The 23,337-nt window shown below is 71.6% G+C and carries 20 protein-coding genes; 6 read left to right on the top strand and 14 right to left on the bottom strand.

Annotated features, from left to right (window positions below):
• Positions 1-7: 7 nt before the first annotated feature.
• Together ACFVYF_RS28350 and ACFVYF_RS28345 are read right to left on the bottom strand one after the other, a co-directional pair.
• Positions 8-1,321, bottom strand: a complete 1,314-nt coding sequence (locus tag ACFVYF_RS28350) for a cytidylyltransferase domain-containing protein (RefSeq protein WP_389459826.1) — start codon at positions 1,319-1,321, stop codon at positions 8-10.
• Between the two features lie 32 nt (positions 1,322-1,353).
• Positions 1,354-2,661 carry a DUF6716 putative glycosyltransferase gene (locus ACFVYF_RS28345; protein WP_389459825.1) on the bottom strand — a complete coding sequence of 436 codons (1,308 nt, stop codon included), beginning with the start codon at positions 2,659-2,661 and terminating at the stop codon, positions 1,354-1,356.
• Positions 2,662-2,859: 198 nt separating this feature from the next.
• On the opposite strand from ACFVYF_RS28345, the gene ACFVYF_RS28340 reads away from it, so the two are divergent.
• The 3 genes from ACFVYF_RS28340 to ACFVYF_RS28330 are packed head-to-tail and all read left to right on the top strand — an operon-like array spanning position 2,860 to position 6,334.
• Complete coding sequence (locus tag ACFVYF_RS28340) at positions 2,860-3,840, top strand: glycosyltransferase family 2 protein (RefSeq protein WP_389459824.1); 981 nt, start codon at positions 2,860-2,862, stop codon at positions 3,838-3,840.
• The gene (locus ACFVYF_RS28335) at positions 3,837-5,171 is read left to right on the top strand and encodes an alpha-2,8-polysialyltransferase family protein (protein ID WP_389459823.1); all 1,335 of its coding nucleotides are present in this window, start codon (positions 3,837-3,839) and stop codon (positions 5,169-5,171) included. The genes ACFVYF_RS28340 and ACFVYF_RS28335 overlap by 4 nt, the downstream gene beginning before the upstream one ends.
• The gene (locus ACFVYF_RS28330; RefSeq protein ID WP_389459822.1) at positions 5,168-6,334 is read left to right on the top strand and encodes an acyltransferase family protein; all 1,167 of its coding nucleotides are present in this window, start codon (positions 5,168-5,170) and stop codon (positions 6,332-6,334) included. Before ACFVYF_RS28335 ends, ACFVYF_RS28330 begins: the two co-directional genes overlap by 4 nt.
• A gap of 48 nt (positions 6,335-6,382) precedes the next feature.
• Here ACFVYF_RS28330 and ACFVYF_RS28325 read toward each other — a convergent pair whose 3' ends face one another.
• The gene (locus tag ACFVYF_RS28325) at positions 6,383-7,033 is read right to left on the bottom strand and encodes a TetR/AcrR family transcriptional regulator C-terminal domain-containing protein (RefSeq protein WP_389459821.1); all 651 of its coding nucleotides are present in this window, start codon (positions 7,031-7,033) and stop codon (positions 6,383-6,385) included.
• Positions 7,034-7,103: 70 nt separating this feature from the next.
• On the opposite strand from ACFVYF_RS28325, the gene ACFVYF_RS28320 reads away from it, so the two are divergent.
• Entirely contained in the window at positions 7,104-8,528 is a 1,425-nt protein-coding gene (locus ACFVYF_RS28320; protein WP_389459819.1) for an FAD-dependent oxidoreductase, read from the top strand.
• Between the two features lie 97 nt (positions 8,529-8,625).
• On the opposite strand, the gene leuE is transcribed toward ACFVYF_RS28320, so the two are convergent.
• The 3 genes from leuE to ACFVYF_RS28305 all read right to left on the bottom strand — a co-directional run bounded on the left by leuE (position 8,626) and on the right by ACFVYF_RS28305 (position 11,574).
• Complete coding sequence (gene leuE / locus ACFVYF_RS28315; RefSeq protein ID WP_389459818.1) at positions 8,626-9,291, bottom strand: leucine efflux protein LeuE; 666 nt, start codon at positions 9,289-9,291, stop codon at positions 8,626-8,628.
• Positions 9,292-9,321: 30 nt separating this feature from the next.
• Positions 9,322-9,903 carry a Uma2 family endonuclease gene (locus ACFVYF_RS28310; RefSeq protein ID WP_389459816.1) on the bottom strand — a complete coding sequence of 194 codons (582 nt, stop codon included), beginning with the start codon at positions 9,901-9,903 and terminating at the stop codon, positions 9,322-9,324.
• A gap of 90 nt (positions 9,904-9,993) precedes the next feature.
• Positions 9,994-11,574, bottom strand: a complete 1,581-nt coding sequence (locus ACFVYF_RS28305; protein ID WP_389459815.1) for a methylmalonyl-CoA mutase — start codon at positions 11,572-11,574, stop codon at positions 9,994-9,996.
• Positions 11,575-11,802: 228 nt separating this feature from the next.
• On the opposite strand from ACFVYF_RS28305, the gene ACFVYF_RS28300 reads away from it, so the two are divergent.
• On the top strand, positions 11,803-12,657 hold the full coding sequence (locus ACFVYF_RS28300) for a L,D-transpeptidase family protein (protein WP_389459813.1): 855 nt from the start codon (positions 11,803-11,805) through the stop codon (positions 12,655-12,657).
• 258 nt (positions 12,658-12,915) lie between these two features.
• Here ACFVYF_RS28300 and ACFVYF_RS28295 read toward each other — a convergent pair whose 3' ends face one another.
• The 6 genes from ACFVYF_RS28295 to ACFVYF_RS28270 form a co-directional block, all read right to left on the bottom strand.
• A complete protein-coding gene (locus tag ACFVYF_RS28295) occupies positions 12,916-13,953 on the bottom strand; it encodes a hypothetical protein (RefSeq protein ID WP_389459812.1) in 1,038 nt (345 codons plus the stop codon).
• On the bottom strand, positions 13,953-14,615 hold the full coding sequence (locus ACFVYF_RS28290) for an RNA polymerase sigma factor (RefSeq protein ID WP_389459811.1): 663 nt from the start codon (positions 14,613-14,615) through the stop codon (positions 13,953-13,955). Before ACFVYF_RS28290 ends, ACFVYF_RS28295 begins: the two co-directional genes overlap by 1 nt.
• 396 nt (positions 14,616-15,011) lie before the next feature.
• On the bottom strand, positions 15,012-16,517 hold the full coding sequence (locus ACFVYF_RS28285) for an ATP-binding protein (protein WP_389459810.1): 1,506 nt from the start codon (positions 16,515-16,517) through the stop codon (positions 15,012-15,014).
• 386 nt (positions 16,518-16,903) lie between these two features.
• The gene (locus ACFVYF_RS28280) at positions 16,904-17,635 is read right to left on the bottom strand and encodes a hypothetical protein (protein ID WP_389459808.1); all 732 of its coding nucleotides are present in this window, start codon (positions 17,633-17,635) and stop codon (positions 16,904-16,906) included.
• 36 nt (positions 17,636-17,671) lie between these two features.
• Entirely contained in the window at positions 17,672-18,289 is a 618-nt protein-coding gene (locus tag ACFVYF_RS28275; RefSeq protein ID WP_389459807.1) for an RNA polymerase sigma factor, read from the bottom strand.
• A gap of 158 nt (positions 18,290-18,447) precedes the next feature.
• Positions 18,448-18,900 carry a hypothetical protein gene (locus tag ACFVYF_RS28270; RefSeq protein ID WP_389459805.1) on the bottom strand — a complete coding sequence of 151 codons (453 nt, stop codon included), beginning with the start codon at positions 18,898-18,900 and terminating at the stop codon, positions 18,448-18,450.
• A 182-nt stretch (positions 18,901-19,082) separates the two neighbouring features.
• Between ACFVYF_RS28270 and ACFVYF_RS28265 the strand changes: the two genes are divergently transcribed.
• Positions 19,083-21,827 (top strand): FG-GAP-like repeat-containing protein, encoded by a 2,745-nt coding sequence (locus ACFVYF_RS28265; protein WP_389459804.1) that lies wholly within the window; start codon positions 19,083-19,085, stop codon positions 21,825-21,827.
• Positions 21,828-22,090: 263 nt separating this feature from the next.
• Here ACFVYF_RS28265 and ACFVYF_RS28260 read toward each other — a convergent pair whose 3' ends face one another.
• Complete coding sequence (locus ACFVYF_RS28260) at positions 22,091-22,438, bottom strand: hypothetical protein (protein ID WP_389459803.1); 348 nt, start codon at positions 22,436-22,438, stop codon at positions 22,091-22,093.
• A gap of 182 nt (positions 22,439-22,620) precedes the next feature.
• Complete coding sequence (locus ACFVYF_RS28255; protein ID WP_389459802.1) at positions 22,621-23,262, bottom strand: hypothetical protein; 642 nt, start codon at positions 23,260-23,262, stop codon at positions 22,621-22,623.
• Between the last annotated feature and the right edge of the window lie 75 nt (positions 23,263-23,337).

The raw sequence follows: 23,337 nt of genomic DNA, 5'->3' as shown, positions 1-23,337 counted from the left end.
AAGTTCCTTACTTGTCGAGGGAGTCGAGAGAGGGGCCGAGGATCCAGCTGGCGATCTCTCGGATCGCGCCGTCGCCGCCGGGGAGGGCGGTGACCGCGCGTGCGGCGCCGCGCACGACGTCGTGGGCGCTCGCGACCGCCACGGGCCAGCCCACGAGGGCGAAGCACGGGAGGTCGTTGACGTCGTTGCCGACGTAGAGCACGCGCTCGGGCGCGATGCCCTGCTCCTCGCACCACTGCTTCAGTGCGAGGTCTTTCCGGTCGATGCCGTGCAGGACCGGGATCTTGAGCTTCCGGGCCCGGGCGGCAACGACCGGGTTCTGTTCCGTGGACAGGATCAGCATCGCCAGTCCGCTCTTGCGGAGGGCGGCGATACCGAGGCCGTCCCCGCGGTGCACGGAGACGAACTCCCGTCCGTCGGAGTCGATCAGCACCCTGTCGTCGGTCTGGGTGCCGTCGAAGTCGAGGACGACCGCGTCGATGTCGGCGGCGGTCGGGAGCGAGCCGGGCCGGCCCGCGTCGAAGAGGGGGGCCAGCGCGCGGGCGCGGGCGAGGTCGTGCGGGTCGTCGATCTCCAGCACCCGGGCCGGGTCGGTGCGGACGAGTTCCGTACGGCCGAAGAAGCGGTGCTTGGCGGTACGGAAGCCGGTCGCGTCCATGCCGTAGACGGCGCCGGTCTCCAGCAGGTCCTGGGGGCGGTCCTGGCGGCGGGGGCGGAAGGACTTGTCGTGGTTGATGCCGTAGCCGCCGCTGGTGGCGGTGCCGGTTTCGGTGACCAGGGTGTCGGTGCCGCCCACGGCCGCCGTACGACCGCCGCCGGCCGCGACCGGGGCGGTGGGCTCGTCGTCGCCGTCGCGCCAGACGAAGCCGTGGAAGGGGGCCACGGTCAGCGCCGTGTCCGCGCCCTTCTCGACGACCGCGTTCACGACCCCGTCGATGTCCTCGCGGACGATGAACGGGCTGGTGCACTGCACGAGCAGGACCACGTCGACCGCGGCGCCGTGCAGGGCCTCGTGGGCCTCCATGGCGTGCAGGACCGCGGCCTCGGAGGTCGCGGTGTCGCCGGCGATGGCGGCGGGCCGCAGCACGACCTCGGCGCCGGCCGCCCGGGCGGCCGCGGCGATCGCGGTGTCGTCCGTGGAGACCACGACGTCCGTGACGAGCCGGGTGGCCCGGCACTCGCGCACGGCGCGCGCCACCAGCGGTACGCCGCCGACCGGGGCGAGGTTCTTCGCGGGCACGCCCTTGGAGCCGCCGCGCGCGGGAATCACCGCGAGCACACGGCGTACCGTCGCCGCTCGGCCCGCTTCCGGGTTGGACATTGGCTGTACTCCTTGACGTGGGATCCGGTGGCTCACAGCTCCCCCATCCGCCTGATGACGGGCGCGACGCGCTGAACGCCGTGGCGGTAGGCGCCGCGGGCCGCGCGGCGCACGATCTGCCGTACGGGACTGGGCTCCCGGTCGGCCGCGGGGGCGCCCGGCAGCGGGCTGCCGTCGGGGCCGAGGTGGTGGCGGGCGAGCAGGCCGGGCAGATATCCGGGGGCGGTGGCGGGCGTGTAGTAGGGGGCGAGGGGCGGGCTTCCGGCCGCTTCGAGCAGCTCGCGGATCCGGCAGCGGGCGACGTCGAAGGCCGTGTCGTACGCCCCGTCGGCGGCGACGCCCTGGCGGGCCACCCAGGCCGCGTCGGGCACCGGGCGGTGGCCGGCGTCGAGCTGGTCCCAGGAGGCCAGGCAGCCGGAGCCCACGAAGTGGTGGTTGCCGAGCGCCTCGCGCACCCCGAGGTCGGTCAGGACGACGGTGGGGACGCGGCGGTGCAGGGACTCCAGGGCCGCCGTGGAGCTGATCGTGACCAGCAGGTCGGTGCGGTCCAGGACCTCGCCCATGTGCCCGTACACCAGACGGAAGTTGGCGGGTGGGTCCGCCTTCTGCACCAGCTTCTGGTAGGGCAACTCCTCGATGTGCGTGGTGTGTTCACCCGGCTTGGAGCGCAGCTTCAGCAGGACCTCGCGGTCCGGGTGGAGGCGCGCGTGCCGGATCAGCCGGTTCAGCAGATACCTACGGTCCTTGCGGGTCTCCGGCACCGAGGGCTGCGCGGCGAAGACGACCGTGTACGGGTCGTGCTCCTCGTAGCGCGAGCCGCCCAGGAAGGGCAGCGCCACCTCCGTCACCGACCCGGCGTCGGCGCCCACTCCCTCGTACACGGCACGGAAACGGTCCGCGTCCTGACGGGAGTTGGCGAGGACGAGGTCGGCGCCGTGCCGCAGCAGCAGGCCGTCGGCGAGCTTCTCGTAGACGACACCGACATAGCCGGTGACGACCACGGGCCGCTTCGTCCGTCCGTCCCAGGCGTGGGCGAGGCCGTGCAGCATCGCCTGGACGGCACCGCCGACCAGCGCCAGCACGACGATGTCGTACGTCTCCTGGCCGAGGGCGCGCAGGAACTCGACGCCGGTGACCTCGCGGAGGGTGTCCGCACGGACGCCGACCTCTTCGAGCTGGCGGGGGGTGGGGGTGGCACGGCCGCGCAGGAGGAAGCCGTCGAGGCGGATGTCCGATTCGGCAGGGGAAATGCGGTTCGCGGTGAGCGAACCCCATTTCCACCGGGTATCGGAATCCGCGAGTACGGCGACCCGCAGGGACTTCGTGGTACTTGCTGGCACGTCAACGACGCTAGGAACCCATTTCGAGGTGCGGCCCAACCTGAATGCAACAAACGGTTAACAGCACATCGACGAATGGCGAATCGGCCCATGATCGGCACAGAAATCAGTTGGGTTCACTGCTTCGCCACGCGTCGTTCACCTGACATCTCACCAACGGTCAAGACGAATGCCGGGCCGCCGCCTAACGTCACAGGGGTGGTCAAGCTCTCCGTCATCGTGCCGTTCTACAACGTGCAGCAATATGCGCCCGACACTCTGAGGAGTCTGCGGGCGAACGCGCGCCAGGACTTCGAATTCATTCTCGTCGACGACTGCTCGCGCGACGAGACACCAGACATCCTCGCGCGCGCGGAGCGCGAGCTCCCGGGCGCGGTGCATGTCAGACACGAGAAGAACGGAGGACTGGCGACCGCGCGCAACACGGGCATCGACGCGGCGCGCGGCGAGTACCTCACGTTCCTCGACGGGGACGACTGGCTCGCCCCCGGATACTACGAGCAACTCCTGGCCTCCATCGAGGACTTGGGCTGCGACTTCGTCCGTACGGACCATGTCCAGTGCACCGCGCGCGCCCGTTCCATCCACCGTGTCCCGCACGGCCGGCGAGGCGTGGTGATGCGCCCGCGGGACGCGATCCTGCCCACCGACCGGTCCACCTCCGTCGACTACGCCTACGCCTGGGCGGGCATCTACCACCGCCGCCTGGTCGACCGCGGTCTGCTGCACTTCACCGACGGACTGCGGACGGCGGAGGACCGGCCGTGGATCTGGAAGCTGCACCGGGAGGCGGAATCCTTCGCCACGGTGGGGCTCCTCGGTGTGTTCTACCGGCGCGGTGTCGCCTCTTCTCTCACCCAGATCGGTGACGTGCGGCAACTGGATTTCATTCGCGCGTTCGACCAGGTGGTGAGCGAAACCGCTGCCGACCGCGACGCGGAAAAACTGCTGCCCAAAGCCGTGCGTACGTATTGCGCCATCATTTCCCATCATCTGGGATCCATCGAAAGGTTCGAGCCTGCGGTGGCACGGAAACTGAAGTCGATGAGCGCGGTCGCACTGCGGCGCATGCCGCAGGACGTGCTCGACGACGCCCTCGACTCGATGGACATCCAGCGGGCCACCCGGCTGCGCCGGCTGCGCCGCCGTCCGGCTCCCGCCGCGGGGGTGGCCGCGTGACCACCCAGATCTTCCTGACGTCCACGCTGTACGGCACGGCCACTCTCGCCGCGGCACTGGACAGCGAGTGCTTCGGACCGGCGGACCGGCGCATCCTGCTCGTCTCGAACAACGCGGCGACGCCCGAGACGACGCCGTCCATCGACGAGATGCCCGGCTTCGAGCACCTGCGCGGCCGGTTCGACGAGGTGATCTCGTGGAACGAGACCATCTCCCCCTTCCACCCGGGAGGCTGGGCGCCGCGGCTCGACGACGTACCGCTGTGGGAGCGCCATCTGCGGCTCGCCTGGGACCTCGGGGACGACGACATCGAGCTGGCCGTCGAGTCGATCCAGGTCAACCCCGCCCTCGGCATCGCCCAGATCTTCACCGGCGCGCCCGTCACCGTCTACGCGGACGGCCTGATGAGCTACGGCCCGACCCGCAACAAGATCGACCCGCTGGTCGGCACCCGCGTGACCCGGCTGCTCCACCTGGACCTGGTGCCGGGCCTGAAGCCGCTGCTGCTCACGGAGTTCGAGGTCGGGCCCGAGATCGTGCCGACGGACGCGTTCGTGAAGGTGCTGGCCGAGCTGGAGGACACCGGGGACGAGCTGCCCGCGCTCGACGAGCCGGCGATGCTGCTCGGCCAGTACCTCTCGGCGCTCGACATCCTCACCGCCGAGGAGGAGGAGAACCTCCACGTACGGATGCTGAAGGGTGTCGTCGCGCTCGGCCACACCCGGGTGGTGTTCAAGCCGCACCCCACGGCCCCGGCCCGCTGGTCGCGGCTGCTGGAGAAGGAGGCCGAGAAGCTGGGCGCCGATCTGACGGTGGTGGACACCCCGGTCCTCGCCGAGGTGCTCTACCAGCGGATGCGGCCCGCCCTCGTCGTCGGCTGCTTCTCCACCGCGCTGCTCACCGCGTCCGCGCTGTACGGCCTGCCGGTCGCCCGGATCGGCACCGGGACGCTGCTGGACCGCCTCACGCCGTACGAGAACAGCAACCGCGTCCCCGTCACCGTCGTGGACGCGCTGCTGCCCGAGCTGACGGACCGGGCGGCGGTCACCGGACAGCGCTCCGGGCTGGACGTGGCGGCGCTCAACGGTCTCGTCCAGGCCGTCGGGTTCGCGATGCAGCCGAAGATCTACCCGGAGCTGCGCCCGCACGCCGAGCGGTATCTGACGCAGCGGCTGGACCAGCACACCTGGCGCTACTTCAAGCGGCGACGGCTGACCTCGCTCGCGCTGCCGGGTGCGGTGCCGGCCCAGCTCGCCTTCATCCCGCGCAACGCGACGGTCCGCCGGGTGGCCCGCCGTGCGCGCTCCTTCAAGCGGGCGGCCCTCGGATGAACGCTTCCGTGGAGCCTTCCGTCGAAGCACAGCTCCCGGCGTCGCCCGCGTCCCCGGCGGACGCGGAGCCCGTCGGAGTTCCCCCGCGGATAATTCCCCGAGCGCACGCGCCTCGCCTGCGTGCGCTCGACGGGCTGCGGCTGATCGCCGCGCTGATGGTCGCCGGGTATCACTACGGCGGCCGGGACGGCGAGGTCACCGAGGCGTGGGGCAGTTCGCCCAAGCACCAGTTCCCCACGCTGCACGAGTGGTTCGCGTACGGCTGTCTCGGCGTGCAGGTCTTCTTCGTGATCAGCGGCTTCGTGATCTGCATGAGCGGCTGGGGCCGGCCGCTGCGCGCGTTCTTCGCCTCCCGCGCCTCGCGGCTGCTGCCGTCGTACTGGGCGGCGGTGATCCTGGTGACGGCGGTGTTCGCGCTGCCCGTCGTCGCCTATCAGGCGGTCTCGCCGAGCGACGCGCTGGTGAACCTGACGATGCTCCAGCAGCCGCTGGGCGTGGACCGGGTGCTGGGGGTCTGCTGGACGCTGTGGGCCGAGGTGCGCTTCTACGCGTTGTTCGCCCTGTGCATCGTGCTGCCCGGCGCCAACCGGCAGCGGGTCATCCTGTTCTGCGCGGGCTGGACGCTCGCCGCGGCCATCGCGCAGACCGCGAACCAGCCCCTGCTGAACATCATCCTGATGCCGGAGTACGCGCCGTTCTTCATCGGCGGTGTCGGCCTGTACCTGGTCCACCGCAACCGGCGGGACGCGTACGCCTGGGGCATCGTCGGCGTGAGCTGGCTGATCGGCCAGCACTACGCGGTGATGCGCCTGTGGCACGCGCCGAACCCGGACTTCTTCTCCTACCGCACCTCGTTCGGCATCATCCTGGTCGTCACCTTCGGCTACCTCGCGGTCGCCGCGATCGCGCTGGGCGGGCTGAACCGGGTGAACTGGCGCTGGCTGACGGTCGCGGGGGCCCTGACGTACCCCTTCTACCTGATCCACGAGCATCTGGGCTGGGTCGCCATCAAGGCCTACCACCAGACCCTGCACATCCCGTCGTACGGGACCTTCCTGCTCACGGTCACGACGATGCTGCTGCTGGCCTGGCTGCTGAACCGCTACGTGGAGAACCTGCTCGCGCCCCGGCTGCGCGCGGTCCTGTCGGCGGCGCGCCGGTAGGACGCCGGCCCCGCAACCGAGCGGCAGGCTGACGAAGCGACCTGGAACTCAGGCGATCCCGTAGCGTGCCTCGATCCCGGCGATCAGCAGCCGGAGTCCCTCCTCGAAACCCTCGTCGTAGGTCTGGAACAGCTCGGTGCCCGCTGCGGCGGCGAGGGGGAAGTCCGCCATACGCGCTGCGCGCTCCTCGACGTCGTAGCCCCTGCGGGGCTCCCCCGGCACCGGGCGGACGCCCTGCTCCTCGGTGACGAAGCCGACGGTGAAGAGGAAGACGGTGAAGGTGGCACGGGCGGCCTGCGGGAGCTCGAAACCCGCCTCGACCAGGGAGCGGAGAACCGCTTCCTGGTCGGCCGCATGTTCGGTGTTGGTGAAGCGGGAGCCGCTGAAGACCTTCGCGCCGTCGCGGTAGCTCAGCAGGGCCGCGCGCAGGCCGCGGTTGGCCGCGAGAAGCCGCTCCTGCCAGGTGACAGCCCCCGGACGCCCGGCCGCCGCGACCATCCGGCGGTACATCTCCGTCGCCATCTCGTCGAGCAGCTCCTGCTTGTTCTTGAAGTGCCAGTACAGGGCCGGCGCCTGGACGTCGAGCTCCTTCGCGATGGCCCGGAGGGTGAGCCCGTCGAGGCCGACCTCGTTGAGCAGCCGCAGCGCGGTCTCGCTGACCAGACGCTTGTCCAGCTTGGGGGTTTTCTGAGTAGCCACGCTTGACAGCTTAACGCCGTTAAGGGCACGCTCGGGAGCAACGCAACTTAACGACGTTAAGGAGATCCCCATGGATGTCGTCGACACGGACGTACTCGTCGTCGGGGCCGGTCCCTCCGGTCTCGCCCTCGCCATCGACCTGGCCCGGCGCGGAGTGCGCGCGCTGGTCGTCGAGCGCGGCGACGCGCTCTCCCCGGGGTCGCGTGGCAAGGGCATCCAGCCCCGCACGCTGGAGGTACTGGACGACCTCGGGGTCCTGGACGCGGTGCGGGCGGCCGGCGGCCCCTACCCGGTGGGGCTGATCTGGCAGGACGGGGTCCCGCAGGGCGAGCACCGGATGGTCGACGAGGTCGAGCCGACGGAGGCCGAGCCGTACGCCGGGACCTGGATGCTGCCGCAGTGGCGTACGCAGGAGATCCTCCACGCGCGGCTGCGGGAGCTGGGCGGCGACGTGGTGTTCGGCCGGGAGCTGGCGGCGATCGCTCAGGACACGGACGGGGTCAGCGCGTCGTTCACGTCAGGCCCCCCGGTCCGCGCCCGCTACGCCGTGGCCGCGGACGGCGGCCGTTCCACCGTGCGGCGTGAGCTCGGCATCGACATGACCGGCGAGACGGTGGATCCGAACCCGTTCCTGGTCGCCGACGTCCGCCTCACCGGACTGGACCGCGACCATCTGCACATGTTCCCGCCGCGGGGCGACGACGGCGGTTTCACGGTGATCTTCCCGCTGGCGGGGACGGAGGACTTCCAGTTCATCGCCCAGTTCCCGGAGGGGACGGACATCGATCTTTCTCTGGACGGCGTCCGCAAGGTCGTCGCCACGCGCACGCACCTCAGTCCCGACGACGTGACCGAGCTGCGCTGGGCCTCCAACTTCCGGCCGCGGGCCGCGCTCGCGGACCGGTTCCGCGTGGGCCGCGTCTTCCTCGCGGGCGACGCTGCGCACGTTCACTCGCCCGCGGGCGCACAGGGCCTCAACACCAGCGTCCAGGACGCGTACAACCTGGGCTGGAAGCTGGGTGCGGTGCTGAGCGGCAAGGCTCCGGAGTCCCTCCTCGACTCCTATGAGGAGGAACGGCGCGCCAACGCCGCCGCCATGCTCGGCCTGTCCACCCGGGTCCACCGCGGTGAGACACAGCGCGGGAAGGAGACCCGGCAGCTCGGCCTCGGCTACCGCGACTCCGCGCTCACCGAGGAGACCCGGGCCGGCCTCGCGGACGACGCGCTGCACGCGGGCGACCGCGCACCGGACGGCCGGCGCGGCGGCGTACGGCTCTTCGACGCGTTCCGGGGCCCGCACTGGACCCTCCTCGCCGTCGGCACGGACGCCGAACTCCCGCCCCTCGACGGCGACTTGGTGCACCCGGTCCGCATCCCCGCGTACGAGGCGTACGGCACCGGCGTGTTCCTGGTGCGCCCCGACGGCTACCTGGCCTGGGCGGGCGGGACGGCGGACGGAGTGGCCGGCTACCTCACGCGAGTACTGGGCCGCTGACCTGCCATGAGCACGGGACAGCGGCGGTCCCGCTCGCCGGGCCGGTGAGGCGGCCTCGGACGGAACCCGCCCCGCCCCAGGCGGAGCTCACTGGGTCTCAGATGGAGCTCGCCAGCGACAGCTTCACCGCGAAGCCGAGGAACAGCGCGCCCGCGGCCGAGGTGGCACCCGCCGACAGACTCCTGCGGCGGCGGAAGGCGGCCGCGAGCTTCGTACCGCCGAAGATCAGCGCGGTCAGGTAGAGGAAGCTGAAGACCTGGGCGAAGGCGCCGAGCACGACGAACGAGAGCGCGGGATAGGCGTATCCCGGGTCCACGAACTGCACGAAGAAGGCGACGAAGAAGAGGATCGCCTTGGGGTTGAAGAGGCTGACGACCAGCGCCCGCCGGAACGGCCGCTCCTCGGCGGCCGACGCGGCCGGGGCGGCCTGCGCGTCCAGGGCCTCCGCCCGGTCCCGCCGGGTCCGCCACATCGACCACGCGGCCCGCAGCATCCCGAACGCGAGCCAGGTCAGATAGCCGGCGCCCGCGTACTTCACGACTCCGAAGAGCACGGCGTTCGCCTGCAGGAGGGAGGCGACTCCGGCGGCGGACAGGGTCATCAGCACGGTGTCCCCGCACCAGACACCTGCGGCGGCCGTGTACCCGGTCCGTACCCCGCGCCGGGCGGCGACGGACAGCACGTACAGGGAGTTCGGGCCCGGGAGCAGCACGATGAGGACGAGGCCCGCGAGATAGGTCGGGAGGTCGATGACGCCAAGCATGCAGACGAGTGTCGCACGGGCGTACGACAGTCAGCCGCCGCCGTCCAGGAGGGTGTCCACGGAGAGGTCGAGGGTGACGCCGACGGCCTCGGGGACCGGGACGCTCTGGCCGCGCTTGAAGGTCCCCGGGTCGGGATACTTGCCGTCCGTCGGGTCGGCGTAGAGGAGGACCTCGTCGTGCCTGCGATCGGCGATCAGGTAGGCGGGGATGTTGGCCCGCGCGTAGACGTCGACCTTGGTTGCCGTGTCGTTGGTCCAGTTGGAGGACGTCACTTCCAGTACCAGCCGGAAGACGTGTGGCGCGTAGCAGTTCTTCTCGACGAGCGCGTCTTTGTAGTCCGCATCGACGACAGAGAAGTCAGGCACGGCATAGTCGTCGGGTCCTGTAGGCAGCCACAGGCCGACCCCTTGCAGATATCTGAGCCCTGCCTGCCTGGCCCTCGCCCGTGCGAACTCCTCGACGAGCCAGGTCAGCGTCTCCTGATGGGCGCCATCCGGCGGCGGTGTCACAACAATGCTCCCGTTGAGGATCTCCACCCGGTGCCCGGGCAGCTCCTCCCACAGCCGGTCGGCAGCTTCGGCAAGCGACGACTCGTGCAGCATCACGGCCACGGCACCCTCCTTCGGGGAACACCCTCCACGAGCGTATCCGGAGACGTGCGGCTTCCGCCTCCGATCACCCCTTCGGATGACCACCCCAGCTCAGAAGGCATCCGTCGGCACGTACGTCCCCCACACCTCCCGGAGGGCGTTGCACACCTCGCCCACCGTCGCCCGGGCCCGCAGCGCGTCCTTCATCGGGTAGAGGACGTTGTCCGTGCCCTCCGCCGCCTTCTTGAGCGCGGCCAGGGCCGAGTCCACCGCCTCCTGGTCGCGCTCGGCTCGCAACGTGGTGAGCCGGGCGGCCTGCTGGGCCTCGATCGCGGGGTCCACCCGGAGCGGCTCGTAGGGGTCCTCCTCGTCCAGCTGGAAGCGGTTGACGCCGACCACGACCCGCTCGCCGGAGTCCGTCTCCTGGGCGATGCGGTAGGCGGAGCGCTCGATCTCGCCCTTCTGGAAGCCGTGCTCGATGGCGTTGACCGCGCCGCCCAGGTCCTCGACCCGGTCCATGAGTGCGACGGCGGCCGCCTCGACCTCGTCCGTCATCCGCTCGATCACGTACGAGCCCGCGAAGGGGTCGACGGTGGCGGTCACATCGGTCTCGTACGCCAGCACCTGCTGCGTCCGCAGGGCCAGACGCGCGGACTTGTCCGTCGGCAGCGCGATCGCCTCGTCGAAGGAGTTCGTGTGCAGGGACTGCGTGCCGCCGAGCACCGCGCCGAGGCCCTGGACCGCCACCCGCACGAGGTTCACCTCGGGCTGCTGGGCGGTCAGCTGCACGCCGGCCGTCTGCGTGTGGAAGCGCAGCATCAGCGACTTGGGGTTCTTCGCCCCGAACTCCTCGCGCATGACCTTCGCCCAGATGCGGCGCGCGGCACGGAACTTGGCGACCTCCTCCAGGATCGTCGTACGGGCGACGAAGAAGAAGGACAGCCGCGGGGCGAAGTCGTCGACGTCCATGCCGGCCGCGACCGCCGTCCGCACGTACTCGATGCCGTCGGCGAGCGTGAACGCGATCTCCTGCGCGGGAGAGGCCCCGGCCTCCGCCATGTGATAGCCGGAGATCGAGATCGTGTTCCACTTCGGGATCTCGGTCCGGCAGTACTTGAAGATGTCCGCGATCAGCCGGAGCGAGGGCTTGGGCGGGAAGATGTACGTCCCGCGCGCGATGTACTCCTTCAGGACGTCGTTCTGGATCGTGCCCGTGAGCCGGTCGGCCGGGACGCCCTGTTCCTCGCCGACGAGTTGGTACATGAGCAGCAGGAGGGCCGCGGGGGCGTTGATCGTCATCGACGTCGAGACCTTGTCGAGCGGAATGCCGCCGAACAGGATCCGCATGTCCTCGACGGAGTCGATCGCCACGCCCACCTTGCCGACCTCGCCGTGCGCGATCGGGGCGTCGGAGTCGTGCCCCATCTGGGTGGGCAGGTCGAAGGCGACGGACAGGCCCATGGTGCCGTTCGCGATCAGCTGCTGGTAGCGCGCGTTGGACTCGACGGCCGTACCGAATCCGGCGTACTGGCGCATCGTCCACGGGCGGCCGGTGTACATCGACGGGTAGACACCGCGGGTGAACGGGTACTTCCCCGGCTCGCCCAGCTTGTCCGCCGGGTCCCAGTCCGCAAGGGCGTCCGGACCGTAGACCGGTTCGATGGGCAGTCCGGACTCCGACTCGCGCGCCATGGTGGGTGCCTCCGCATTGCTTGGTTACTGGCTGGTACTGACGACCTTCGCGACGGACTGTAGCGGCGGGCATGCGCCCGGTGGAGGGGCCCGCGCTGGGAGCTTCCTCACAGACCCGGCGGGGGCCACAACACCACCATGCCGCGTAGTTCGCGACCGGTCATGTGCGGGGAACATCTCAGGTGACACAGCCGTGCTGCGGCGATCCGTGAGACGACGGGGGCGGGAATGCGTACCACTGGCATGGGGAGATGGATCGCCACCCTCGTGGCGCTTGTCGCCGTGACCGGCTGCACGGCCCAGGCCGGTGGCACGGACGGGCACCGCTCGCCGGTGCACATCGACATCCCGTCCGCACCGGACGGCGGCAAGGACAAGGGCGCCGGCAGGGGCGACGGGAAGGGCAGTGATGCCCCGTCGGCGACGCCGGCGCCGACACCGACCGCCGCCCCCAAGGTCCTCTGGTCCCGCGGCGACCAGGGCGTCGACGTCCGCGAGGTCCAGGCCCGACTGAGCCAGCTCGCCTGGCTGTTCGAGGGCCCGACCGGGTCGTACGACGGCTCCACCGTCACCGCGGTCAAGGGTTTCCAGCGCAAGCGCGGGCTGCCGAGCACCGGCAGGACCGACACCGTGACCTGGCGGCGGCTGGTGGGGATGACGCACAAGCCGGGCAAGTGGGAGCTGTACGCGTTCGGCGGGCAGCCCGCGGCCAAGCCGGACGCGCGCTGCATGACCGGCCGGGTGCTGTGCATCAGCAAGACGAGCCGGACGCTGCGCTGGATGATCGACGGCAGGACGGTCTCGACGATGGCCGTCCGGTTCGGGGCGCAGTACACACCCACCCGCGAGGGTGTGTTCAGCGTCTACTTCAAGTCGCGCCACCATGTGTCGACGATCTACGACTCCCCCATGCCGTACGCGATGTTCTTCAGCGGCGGCCAAGCGGTCCACTACTCGTACGACTTCGCGGCGCGCGGCTACGCGGGCGGCTCGCACGGCTGCGTGAACGTCCGGGACGAGGGGAAGATCTCTTCGCTGTTCGCGCAGGTCCGCACGGGTGACAAGGTCGTCGTCTACTGGTGACGGAGGGCGCGGCGAGAAGTGTGGGGCGCGGGCGGGACCGGGGGAACGTGTCCCGCCCGCGCCTGGGTGCACCAAGCCGTGGGTACGGGGGGAACCCCGGCTCGATGCGTCGGCCGATGACCAGTCGGCTCACTCATTACTGCGCCATGGCGGCCGAAAATGTCACACCCGAGCCGGAGAAAGTTCAAAGAAATAAGAAACCGCTGGTCAGCGACTTCCTGCGCGCCGAGCCCGGAGAGTTCTCCCAGCTCAGGAGGGTCACGGCAGGGGCAGCGCGCTGTACGTCGGCGACGGGTTCGGGCCGGCCGGCGGTGTGGCGCTCCGGGCAGCCTTCGGGGTGGTCAGCGACTTGACGAGGGGGACGACGGTGGGCGCGGGGGTCAGCACCCCGCCGTCGCCGCTGTGGTCGTCGCTGCCCCGGAATATCCGGCCGCCGTCGGCCTTGTCGCCTTTGCCGCTCTTGCCGGAGCTCTTTTCGCGGCCCTGGCCATCGCTCCCCAACACGGCCGCGCAGTACGTCGTTACGCGCGAGGAACCCCGGGCCGCGTCCTCCAGGGCGCGTCTGCGCTCCCGGTCCAGCTCCTTGCCCCTGCGCAGGTCCCGGCAGGACGACAGCAGGCCGCGCCACTTGCCGTAGCGGCCGGACTTGCCGCGGCCGGCCGCGCCCGGCCGTCCGCTCGCGACGCCGTCGTCCTCGGCCTCGTCGGGCGCGGAGCCGCCGGCGGCCGGTCCGGTCGTGGTGCCGTCCGGCGTCGATGCACCGGCTCCGCCCTCCGCCGTGACACCGGGCGACGGCGACAGGAGCGGCTGCTCGGGCGTGACGGCTGCGGAAACCGAAGTCCCGGGCGTCGGCGCGTGATCACGGAACGGAGTCGGCAGCGCTCCGGTTCCGGCCGCCACGGCGACCCCGCCGATCATCCCGGCGGCCAGCGCGGCGGCGAGTCCGATCCGCACCGGCCGGCCCCAGCGGGCCCGCCGTCCGCAGGGCCCGGAACGTCCGAGCCGGACCAGACCGGCGTCGCCCGAGTGGGCGGCGGAGTGCGTACGGCCGCGGCGGCCGAGGAACGCGTCCTCGCCGTCGGGGCCCGTGCGCGCACCGCGGAAAGCGGCCAACGCGGCGGCCTCTCCCGGGAGTTCGGCGCTGCTCAGACCGGCTTCGGCGGCCAGCGTGCCCAGCGCTTCGGCCAGTCGGTCCGCCTGCTTGCGGGCGTCGGCGTCGACGGCTTCCAGCGGCTCTCCGCGCAGCAGACGCTCCGCGGCGTCGCGGTCCAGCCACTCGTACTGCTCGTCGGCCATCACATGTCCTTCTGCGTCCGCGGGCGCGTATGCGTCACACCGGCGGACGTCACCGCGCGTGTGCACGGTTCTCTCTGCGGGGGTACGGCGCCGAGTGCCTCCGCGGATTCCGCATCCGCGCCGAGGAGCTCCGCGAGCCGCTTCAGACCGCGGTGCGCGGCCGTACGGACGGCGCCGGGGCGCTTGCCGAGGGTCTCGGCCGCGGTCTTGGCGTCGAGGCCGACGACGACCCGCAGCACGACGGCCTCGGCCTGGTCCTGCGGGAGCTGGGCGATGAGCGAGAGGGTGCTGCCGGTGGCCAGGGCCTCGATGGCCTCGCCCGCGGTGTCGGACTCGGCGGCCTTCCCGGTCAACTCGGTCTCGTCGCCGCCGATCGCGGGACGGCGCCCGCGCATACGGATATGGTCGAGCGCGCGGTTGCGGGCGATCCGGGCGGCCCAGCCGCGGAACCGGTCGGCATCTCCGCTGAACCGGTCCAGGTCCCGGGCTATCTGCAGCCAGGCCTCGGACGTCACGTCCTCGGCGTCCGGGTCGCCGACCAGTGTCCGTACGTACCCGAGCAACCGCGGGTGCACAGCGCGGTACACAGTCCGGAACGCGGTCTCGTCCCCGTCCTGTGCCGCAAGCACCGCGGCGGTCAGCTCCGCGTCGTCCCCCAGCACCGCGCCCCTCTTGCGCCTAAGCCGGCACCGCTCTCGCGGACCGGGTTCTCGCCGTCGTGGTCTCTCACTTGATGGTCGCCGCGGTCGTGGGGCCCGTTCCTGAGCGTGGCCTGTGCCGCAGTCCGGCGCGAAAGGAACGTTACGGCTTGAAACCGCTCTCCGTCCATGTCCGTACAAGATGCAACTAACCCGTGATGCAGTGGGGTGTGACACAAAACGCACGTACGGCGCTGTAGAGAGTACGGGCCGCGCGGCCCGTGCCGCGCGACGGCCGGGGCCTCTCCTGTGGGGGGTGGCGGCCCCGGCCGTTGCCACGGTTTCGGGGCTCTGACCTGGGATTTTGCGCAGATTCCGCAGCCGGCCGCTCATCGGTGAACGCGGCTCGGCGGCCCGGCTTCAGCTGCCGTAGAGGGTGGCCAGGTCGACCAGGAGGAGATCGTCACGGCGGTCGGCCCGTTCGACCAGGTCGGGATGGAAGCCGTGCAGTGAGTACAGGGCCAGCGTGGTGGCCGCGGTGTCGTAGCCCTGGTCAGCCAGGAGACCACGGATACGTTCCAGGCGCTCCAGGTCACCGGTCCCACGACGGGCGGCAGTTGCCTTGGCCTCGCCCAGCAGCGCGATCCTCGCGCGGGGAGCCTGCGGGCGCTCACCGGCGGCCAGGGCGATGACGTCGACCTCGTGCTTCGTCCGGGCGGCCTGGTCGGCGACCTCGGTGGTACCGACCGGGCCGGGCAGGCCACCGGGCAACAGGGTGTGGGCGTAACGACGGGTGAAGTCGCGGGCCAGGTCCTCGAAGTGCGGCCCGAGGATCTTGGAGTTGAAGGTCGGAGCGGCCTGTTGCCATACCTGCTCGGCGAAGCCCTGCTCCACGGCGGCGGCCTGCGGGAGGGTGATGAGCTGGTTGAAGCGGATGACCGGGTCGGCGAGCGTGATGACGGGGTGCCTGGAGCGGAGGATGTCCTGTTCCCGCTGGATGTAGCCGGTGGATTCCAGTACTCCGAGCGGGTGGGCGACGGCGTTGCGCGGGCGTTCCAGGGCGGCACCGATCTTGCTGGGGGTGGTGGCTCCGTTCGCGATCGCGGTGAGGATGTCGTAGTAGAGCGTGTGCTGGGTGATCCTCGGGTCCTCGCGCAGCAGGTACTCGGTCTCGGTACGCGAGTACACCGCCCGCCCCGGGTCGAGAAGCGTCCGGGTGAGCCAGGTACCGAAGCCGTCGTCCGGATGCGGCCGGGCAGCCACCGGCCGGTAGCCAGGTGCCCCGCCCAGAACCGCGTGCACCTTCAGCGCGGTCAGTGGGTCGGCGATCCGCCAGAAGGCCCGGCTGTCGCGGTAGTCGAAGGGACCCAGTCGCAGATCGACCACGGCACGTCCGCGAAGCGGCTTGGTCCCCGAGAGCAGTTCGTGCATGACGCTCATCGCGGAGCCGCACAGGATCAGCCGCGGCCCCCGCCCGGCACCGGGCCGTGCGCCGCGCTGGCGTTCGTCGTAGAGCTGTTGCAGCAGCCCCGGGATCTCAGGCGAGTGCTGGAGCAGGTACGGCAACTCGTCGATCACCAGGAGCGGGTGCGACGAACGGGCGGTCACCTCAAGGGCGTTGGACAGGACGTCACGCCAGTCGGTGAGGCGCAGGCTCCCGGGCCGCAAGCCGGCGTGGGCGGCGACCGCGTCACTGAACCGCTGGATCGCGGGCAGCCGCCCCTCCTCCCGGACCGCTGTGACGTACAGGCCGCCGACCTGCTCGGACAGGGCCTGCAAAAGGTACGACTTCCCATGCCGCCGCCGCCCCGACACGATGCCGAGCCGCATCGCCGGATCCGGATCAGTGAGGAACTCCGCGAGCAGGTCCCACTCCCGGTCCCGGTCGACCACGTCGTCCGGCTTGACCGGCAGGCTCTCTTTCACTCGCTCACCCACAACATCGACTGCGACGGAATGCGTCTAAGTATACTTCGACAGAAAGCGTCGTACTGGAATTGTCCCTGAGTCGGTGACACCCGACGGCCGGCCGCATGACCAATGCGTGACCAGCGACCAGCAGCGGCCAGGGACAGTCAGAAAAGCCCAGATGCGGGCCGATCCGGGCAGCAAAGAAACTGCACCTGGGCGCCAAAGCGCCAGGTCAGAGGCCCTTTATGAGGTGGCCGGGCCAGGAGTGGCGGCCCCGGCCGTTGGCCATCGGGGGCAATGAGCCCGGCGCCGGACGGCGACGGCGAGCCCCGCCGCGGACGGGTTCCGAACGCATTCCGCTTCCGCCGGCCGACAGGCGGGCGGGCAGGCGGGCGGGCGGCCTACTGCGTCGCGACGGCGCCGCTCTTCGGCTTCTTCGGCTCGGTCGTCTCGGCCGGAGTGGCCGGAGTGGCCGATTCCGTCGCCTCGGTTTCCCCTGCCGTCCCGGCCTTCTTGTCCTTCTTCTCCTTCTTGGGCTTCTTGGGCTTCTTCTCTTTGCTGGGCTTCTGCTCCTTCCCGGACTCCTTGGGCTCCTTGGGCTCCTTGGGCTTTTTCTCCCCGCTGTGCTGGGTGGCCGGGGGGCGGCCGAGGGGGGTCGTGCCGGTGGGGCCGGCCGAGGGGCCCGGTCGATCGGCGGGGCGCGTGGTGCCGCTGGAGGGCCCGCCCCCTCGGTGCTCGTCGTCGTCGAACGACAGACCGGCCGGGCCGATGCCCGCGAAGGCGGCCCCGCCCAGGGCCAGACCGGCGATCAGCGCCGCGAGCGCCGCCCGCAACGAGCGGCTCGCCCGGCGCTGTTCCCGCGGCCGCCAGTCGTCCCGCCGCCGGCTCCGGCCCGCGTGCGCCCCCTGCTCCCGGGCGGCCCGGAACGCGGCGACCGCCCGGCCCTCCGCCGCCGGATCCACCGGACCGCCCCGCACGGCGGCAACCAGGGCGTCCAGCGCGGGCCCCAGGCCGAGAGACGGCCCGGCAGCCGCAGGGAAGCCGGGCCCCGTGCCCGTGGGAGCCGGGCGGGAGGCGGCCCGGGGGGCGGCCCGGTGCGCGGGCGTCCCCCCGTCGCTCTGCCGTTCACCCATGTCCGTGTCCGTTCCTGGCCGTCGATTTCCTCGCGGTCATCCCGACTCCCCCAGCGTCCTCGGGCCCTCAGGCGTCACACCTTCGGCCCCGAGCTGCCGGCCGAGCCGCTTCAGGCCGCGGTGGGCGGCGGTGCGGACCGCGCCGGGGCGCTTGCCGAGGACGCGCGCGGCGGCGGGACCGTCGAGCCCGACGACCACCCGCAGGAGTACGGCTTCGGCCTGGTCGCGGGGCAGCCCGGCGACCAGCTGCAGGGCGTACTCGGTGGAGAGGGACTCCAGGGCCTGGTCGTGCGTGCTGTGGGTCCCGGGAAGCTCCAGGAGGTCGTGTTCGAGCGCGCTCGCCCGGGGCCGCACCCGCTGCCGGCGCAGATGGTCGAGCGCCCGGTGCCGGGCGATGGTCGCCGTCCAGCCCCGGAACCCGGCCCCGTCGCCCCTGAAGCGCCCCAGATCCCGCGCTATCTCCAGCCAGGCGTCGGACGCCACGTCCTCGGCCTCGTCCCCGACGATGCCCCGCAGGTATCCGAGCAGTCCGGGCTGCACGATCCGGTACGCGGCCGCGAACGCGGCCTCGTCCCCCTCCTGCGCCCGCGCGACGGCCGTGCCCAACTGCCCGTCGTACGCCTGCACGCGGCGGGGTTCCCCTCCCTGGCCCAACACTGTCCTCGTTCGTACCGAGTCGTCACGGATGCACACCGTGTGACACGGCCGACCGTGTCCACGCCCCCATGGTCATCAGCGTCCGGCCCCAGATAAATGTCACAGCTCGTCAGAAGCCCTTTGCTCAGGGCTACTTGGTGCCGCACCGTACTCGATCAGGCGGTCCGCCGCCCGCACCCGATGGGCCGCGCCTCCCGGCCGTGCACCTGGAGGTAGAGCATCCGTACGGATTCGGACGCCCCCGCATCGAACCGCTTCACCACCTTGCCGAGCGGATTCCACAGCCGCCCGTCCGGCATCCGTACCCCGACCGGCTGGCCGAACAACTCCCGCTGCTGCGCGTCGAACTCGACCCACACGCCCCCGGCCCGCCGGACGAAGACCTCACCGACGTAGATCCCGAGGCCGTACAACACCTGCCGCGCCCGCGCCCGTTCGGGCTCCCCCTTGCGCACCCCGTCCACGATGAAGTCGACCACTCTGAGACTGTCCACGGAGTAGTCCAGCGGCAGCCGGTTGCGCGCCGTGACCTGTCGTACGAACTCCCCTGCCTGCCACCGCATCCGTATCTCGATCCCGCTCCGCCGCCCCACGCGTTCCCCTCGCATCCGTCCCACCCCCGTACGACTGCGCATGCCTCTTCAGACCAAGCGGATCCGGCCCGCGGAACGTCACGCCCAGGCCGGAGTGATGTACGGCACACCTAATGCGGGTGACGGGAGCGTCCTTGTGGGCTCAAATAGAAGGTCGCCCGCGCGACGGGTGTGTTGTGTGTGAAGTTTCACTAGGGGTGGGGCATTTGAGTCGACGAAAGACCCATGCGTACAAACCGCTGAGTCTGAAGCGGCGGACATGGCTGACGCTGGGGGCCGTCGTGCTGGGCGGGGCGGGTGTCGCGACGTACGCGGTCGCGAATCCGAGCGGTGACGCCAACGCCGGGGCCGCGCGCGGCAAGCGGCCCGTCGCGGTGCACGGCCTCGCGCTGAAGAGCGGCGGCGCCGGCGCACGCGAGCTGGACCGGACGAGCACCGAGGCGTTCTCGCTGGTCGGGATCTCCTGGACCGCGGCGGCCACCGAACTCGACGGCACCGCTCAGGTGCGCACGCGCAGCAGCGCGACCGGGAAGTGGAGCGGCTGGCAGAGCCTCGATCTCGGGTTCCGGCCCGTCGACCGGGCCGAGCCGGGGGCCAAGGACGCACGCGGTGCCTCCCAGCCGCTGTGGGTCGGGGCCAGCGACGGGGTCGAGGCCCGCGTCGTCGCCGCCGACGGCTCCGCGAGCGACGGGCTGCCCGCAGGACTCCAGGTCAACCTCGTCGACCCCGGCGTGACCGCGGCCGAGGCCGCGAACCCGGGGTCCGGCAGCGGCACTTCCGTCGCGGCCGGCAGGGTGAGCGGCACGACGGACACCGGCGCGCTGAGCAACGCCGCCTTCGTCGCCAAGGATCCGAGCGATCCCGCGACGGCCACCGCCTCCGGCTCGCCGTCCGGGTCCGCGAGCGCGTCCGCGTCCGCCTCGGCATCCGCGTCCCCATCCGACTCGGCGAGTGACGGCCCGGCCGCGCCGCCCGCCCCCCGCGCCTCGACCGTCGTCGAGCCGCCCGTCGTCCCCCGGGCCCGCTGGGGCGCCGACGAGTCGACGGTGGCGGACGCGCCGGAGTACATCGACAAGATCAGCGCGGTCTTCGTCCACCACACGGGCGGCACGAACGACTACAGCTGCGCCCAGTCCGCGTCGCTGGTGCGCGGTCTGATGGCGTACGACATCCAGGTCCAGCAGCGCAACGACCTCGGCTACAACTTCCTGGTCGACAAGTGCGGCCGGATCTTCGAGGGCCGCGCGGGCGGCGTCGACCTGCCGGTGCGCGGCGAGAGCACGTACGGCTTCAACGGCGACTCCACGGGCATCGCCGTCCTCGGCGACTTCGAGGGCGACCCGACCAGCACACCGGTGAAGGCCGCGGGCAAGCCGTCGCGGGCCGCCGTGGAATCGGTGGCGCGTCTCGCCGCGTGGAAGCTCGGCCAGTACGACGGCGCCCCGAGCGGCTCGGTGACACTGACCGCCGACGCCGACACCGGCACGTACCACAAGGGCGATCGGGCCACGGTCAACACCATCGCGGGCCACAAGGACGTCGACACGACGACGTCCCCCGGCAAGAACCTGTACAGCAAGCTCGCCGAGATCCGCCGGTACGCGTCGAGCCCCGGCAGGAACTCCGCGATCCCGACCGCCGACTACACCGGCGACGGCGTCACCGATCTGGTCGCGGCCACGCCCCAGCAGGGCAGCGGCTGGCTCACGCTCGTGCCGGGCGGGGTGAACGGCCCCGTCTCCGCCTCGAAGCTGAAGCTCAACCAGGGCAGCACGGGCGTCCCGGGTGCCGCCGAGTCCGGCGACCAGTGGGGCGCCGCCACCGCCTGGGGCGACATCAACGGCGACGGGGTCGCCGACCTCGCGATCGGCGCGCCCGGCGAGGACGACGCCACGCACAAGGACCGCGGCGCGGTGACGATCCTGTACGGGCCCAAGTTCGACACGGGCGCCGACACCATGGCGCTCGGCGACGACTACAACCCGAACAGCGCCAAGTTCGGTGCGACGGTGGCCGTCGGCGACTTCAACGCCGACGGCAAGGCCGACGTCTTCACGGCGTCCACCGGCACCGGCGGCAACTGGGCGGCCCGCTTCGACGACGGCCACGAGGTCGCCGGCGACCTCACCACCGTCAGCGGCGCCCTCGCCTACGCGGACGCCGCCTCCGGCGACTTCAACCGGGACGGGTACGCGGACGTCGCCCTCACCTACCGTGACGCGTCCGGCGCCGGCAAGGTCACCTGGTTCAAGGGTTCCAAGGCGCTCGGTCTGTCGAAGGTGTCCACGCTCACCGTCAAGGGCGGCCGCTCCATCGCCGCGGGCGACGTGAACGGCAACGGCTACGACGACATCGTCGTCGGCCAGCCCTACACCGCCGAGTCCGGCGCCCACGCGGGCGGCCAGGTCACGATGGTCCCGGGCACGTCCACCGGTTTCACCACCACCGGCCTGACGACGATCCACCAGGGCACCACGGGTGTGGAGGGCGCCGCCGAGTCGGGCGACGCCTTCGGCACCTCGGTCTCGGTGGGCGACGTCAACGCCGACGGTTACGCGGACGTCCTCACCGGCGCTCCGGACGAGGACATCACCCGGGACGCCAAGAACCGTTCCAACGCGGGCTCGGTCTGGCTGCTCAAGGGGGCCACGGCCGGCCTCACCGGCACCGGTTCGGTCGCCCTCTCGCAGGACACGGCCGACATCCCGGGTTCCACGGAGACCGACGACAGGCTGGGCTCCGCGCTCTCCCTGAGCGACCTCACGGGCGACGGTTTCGCCGACCTCGTGATCGGCGCGGAGGGCGAGGACACCGGCACCGGCACGCTGCTGTACGTGCCCGTGGCGAACGGTTCCGTCGTCACGGCCAAGTCCGCGTACTACGGCATCACCCAGCTGGGTACGGCGACGGCGGTCCACCTGGGCCAGGTGCTCACGCCGTAGCGGCGCACGGCGCCGACACCGTCACGCGGTGCGGCGCCGAGGCCCAACACGGTGCGGCTCCAACGCCATTGCGCGGTGCGGCGCCGACCGTACCGACAGCGCACGACCGGCCGGGGTCCTGTCCTACAGGGCCCCGGCTGCCGTATGCCGGGCCCCGACCGCCGTATGTCCGGCCCCGGCCCCGGTCGTCGTATGTCCGGCCCCGGCCCCGGTCGTCGTATGTCCGGCCCGGGCGAGGGGCGTTCGCCCCGACCCGGCCGGCGTCAACTCCTGCCGAAACCCGCCGCGTCCCGGCACAGCAGCCGGAGCGAGCCGTCGCCCGCGTAGCAGCGGCGGGCCTCGTCGATCGGGTCCCACAGCCGCCCGTCGGGCGTGCGCAGCCAGTGGTCGCCGCCCGACTGCCACCACTCGGCGCCCGTGTGCCGGGCGACGACCTCGCCCGCGTACGCGCCGAAACCGCGCAGCACGCTCTCCACGGCGGCGTACGGCGCGGCCTCCCGGCGTATCTCCTCGATCAGCCGGTCGACCCGCCACAGGCTCTGCGCCGAGTAGTCGAGTCGCAACCGCGCTCCTTCGCGCATCGTCGCGACCGCGTCCGCGGCCCAGCGCATGGGCTTCGTCGCGGCGTGCGGCCGTGTCGCTTGCTGTGCAGTCCAGGCAATGTGAGCAGTCACACTGGCAGCAGCGTCCCGGGAGCCGGATTCGTCACGCGTCCGAGGAGCGTTCGCCACAACGGCCCAGGACCCCCACTCCTGCCCGCAGGACGGTCACAGGACCCCCTCAGGAACGGGGTTTACGCCCGTCCGCGGGCTCTTCGTGACACCACCGCGCGCAGCACGCGACGCCCTTCCGTGGACACGTCCAGCGCAGGGCGCAGACCCCCCGCGCCGTGGTCGGCGAGCAGTTCCAGGATGGTGACCTGGCGGCGCAGTTCGGCCGCCACGAGCGGTGACATGCCGTCCGTACGGCCCTCCCGGCGGGCCGACACCGAGGACGAACCGTCGTCGGCCGCGTCGAGGAGCCGGTGGATCTGCAGGGCGGCCACGGAGCAGGCGTCGGCCCAGGCGCGCAGCCCCCCGGACGAGGGCTGCGCGGGCACGGCGTCGAGCATCCGGCGGGCGAGCGCGGAGGCCTCGTCCTCGTCGCGCAGGGCGGCGGCAGCGGGCGACGGCCGGCCGGGGCCGGCCGGGACGCGCTCCGCGGCGCCGCCGGTGCCCGCCCGGGCAGCCGTCGCGGCGCGGTCGCCGGAGTCCAACTTCGCGCGCGCCTGCTCCAGCCGGTCCTCCCACGCGTCCCCGTCCACGAGGCTCGCCCACAGCGGGCGCAGGATCTCGTCGTCGCCGCCGAGCAGCGGAACACAGCGGTCCAAACAAGCCAGCCCGCTTGCCGCAAGGCCCCGCTCATCGGCCTGAGCGATCAGCTCCACCAGGCTCATCAACGCCTCCTTCGACTCCACGAAGTCCCTCGTCGGGGCGCCTGTTTCTTACGGAGCCCGCACTTCCCCTTACTG

The organism is Streptomyces sp. NPDC058274 (assembly GCF_042881375.1).
Lineage (GTDB): Bacteria > Actinomycetota > Actinomycetes > Streptomycetales > Streptomycetaceae > Streptomyces.
Note: the sequence above shows the minus strand (reverse complement) of the source record. Positions and strands in the feature narration are given on the sequence as shown.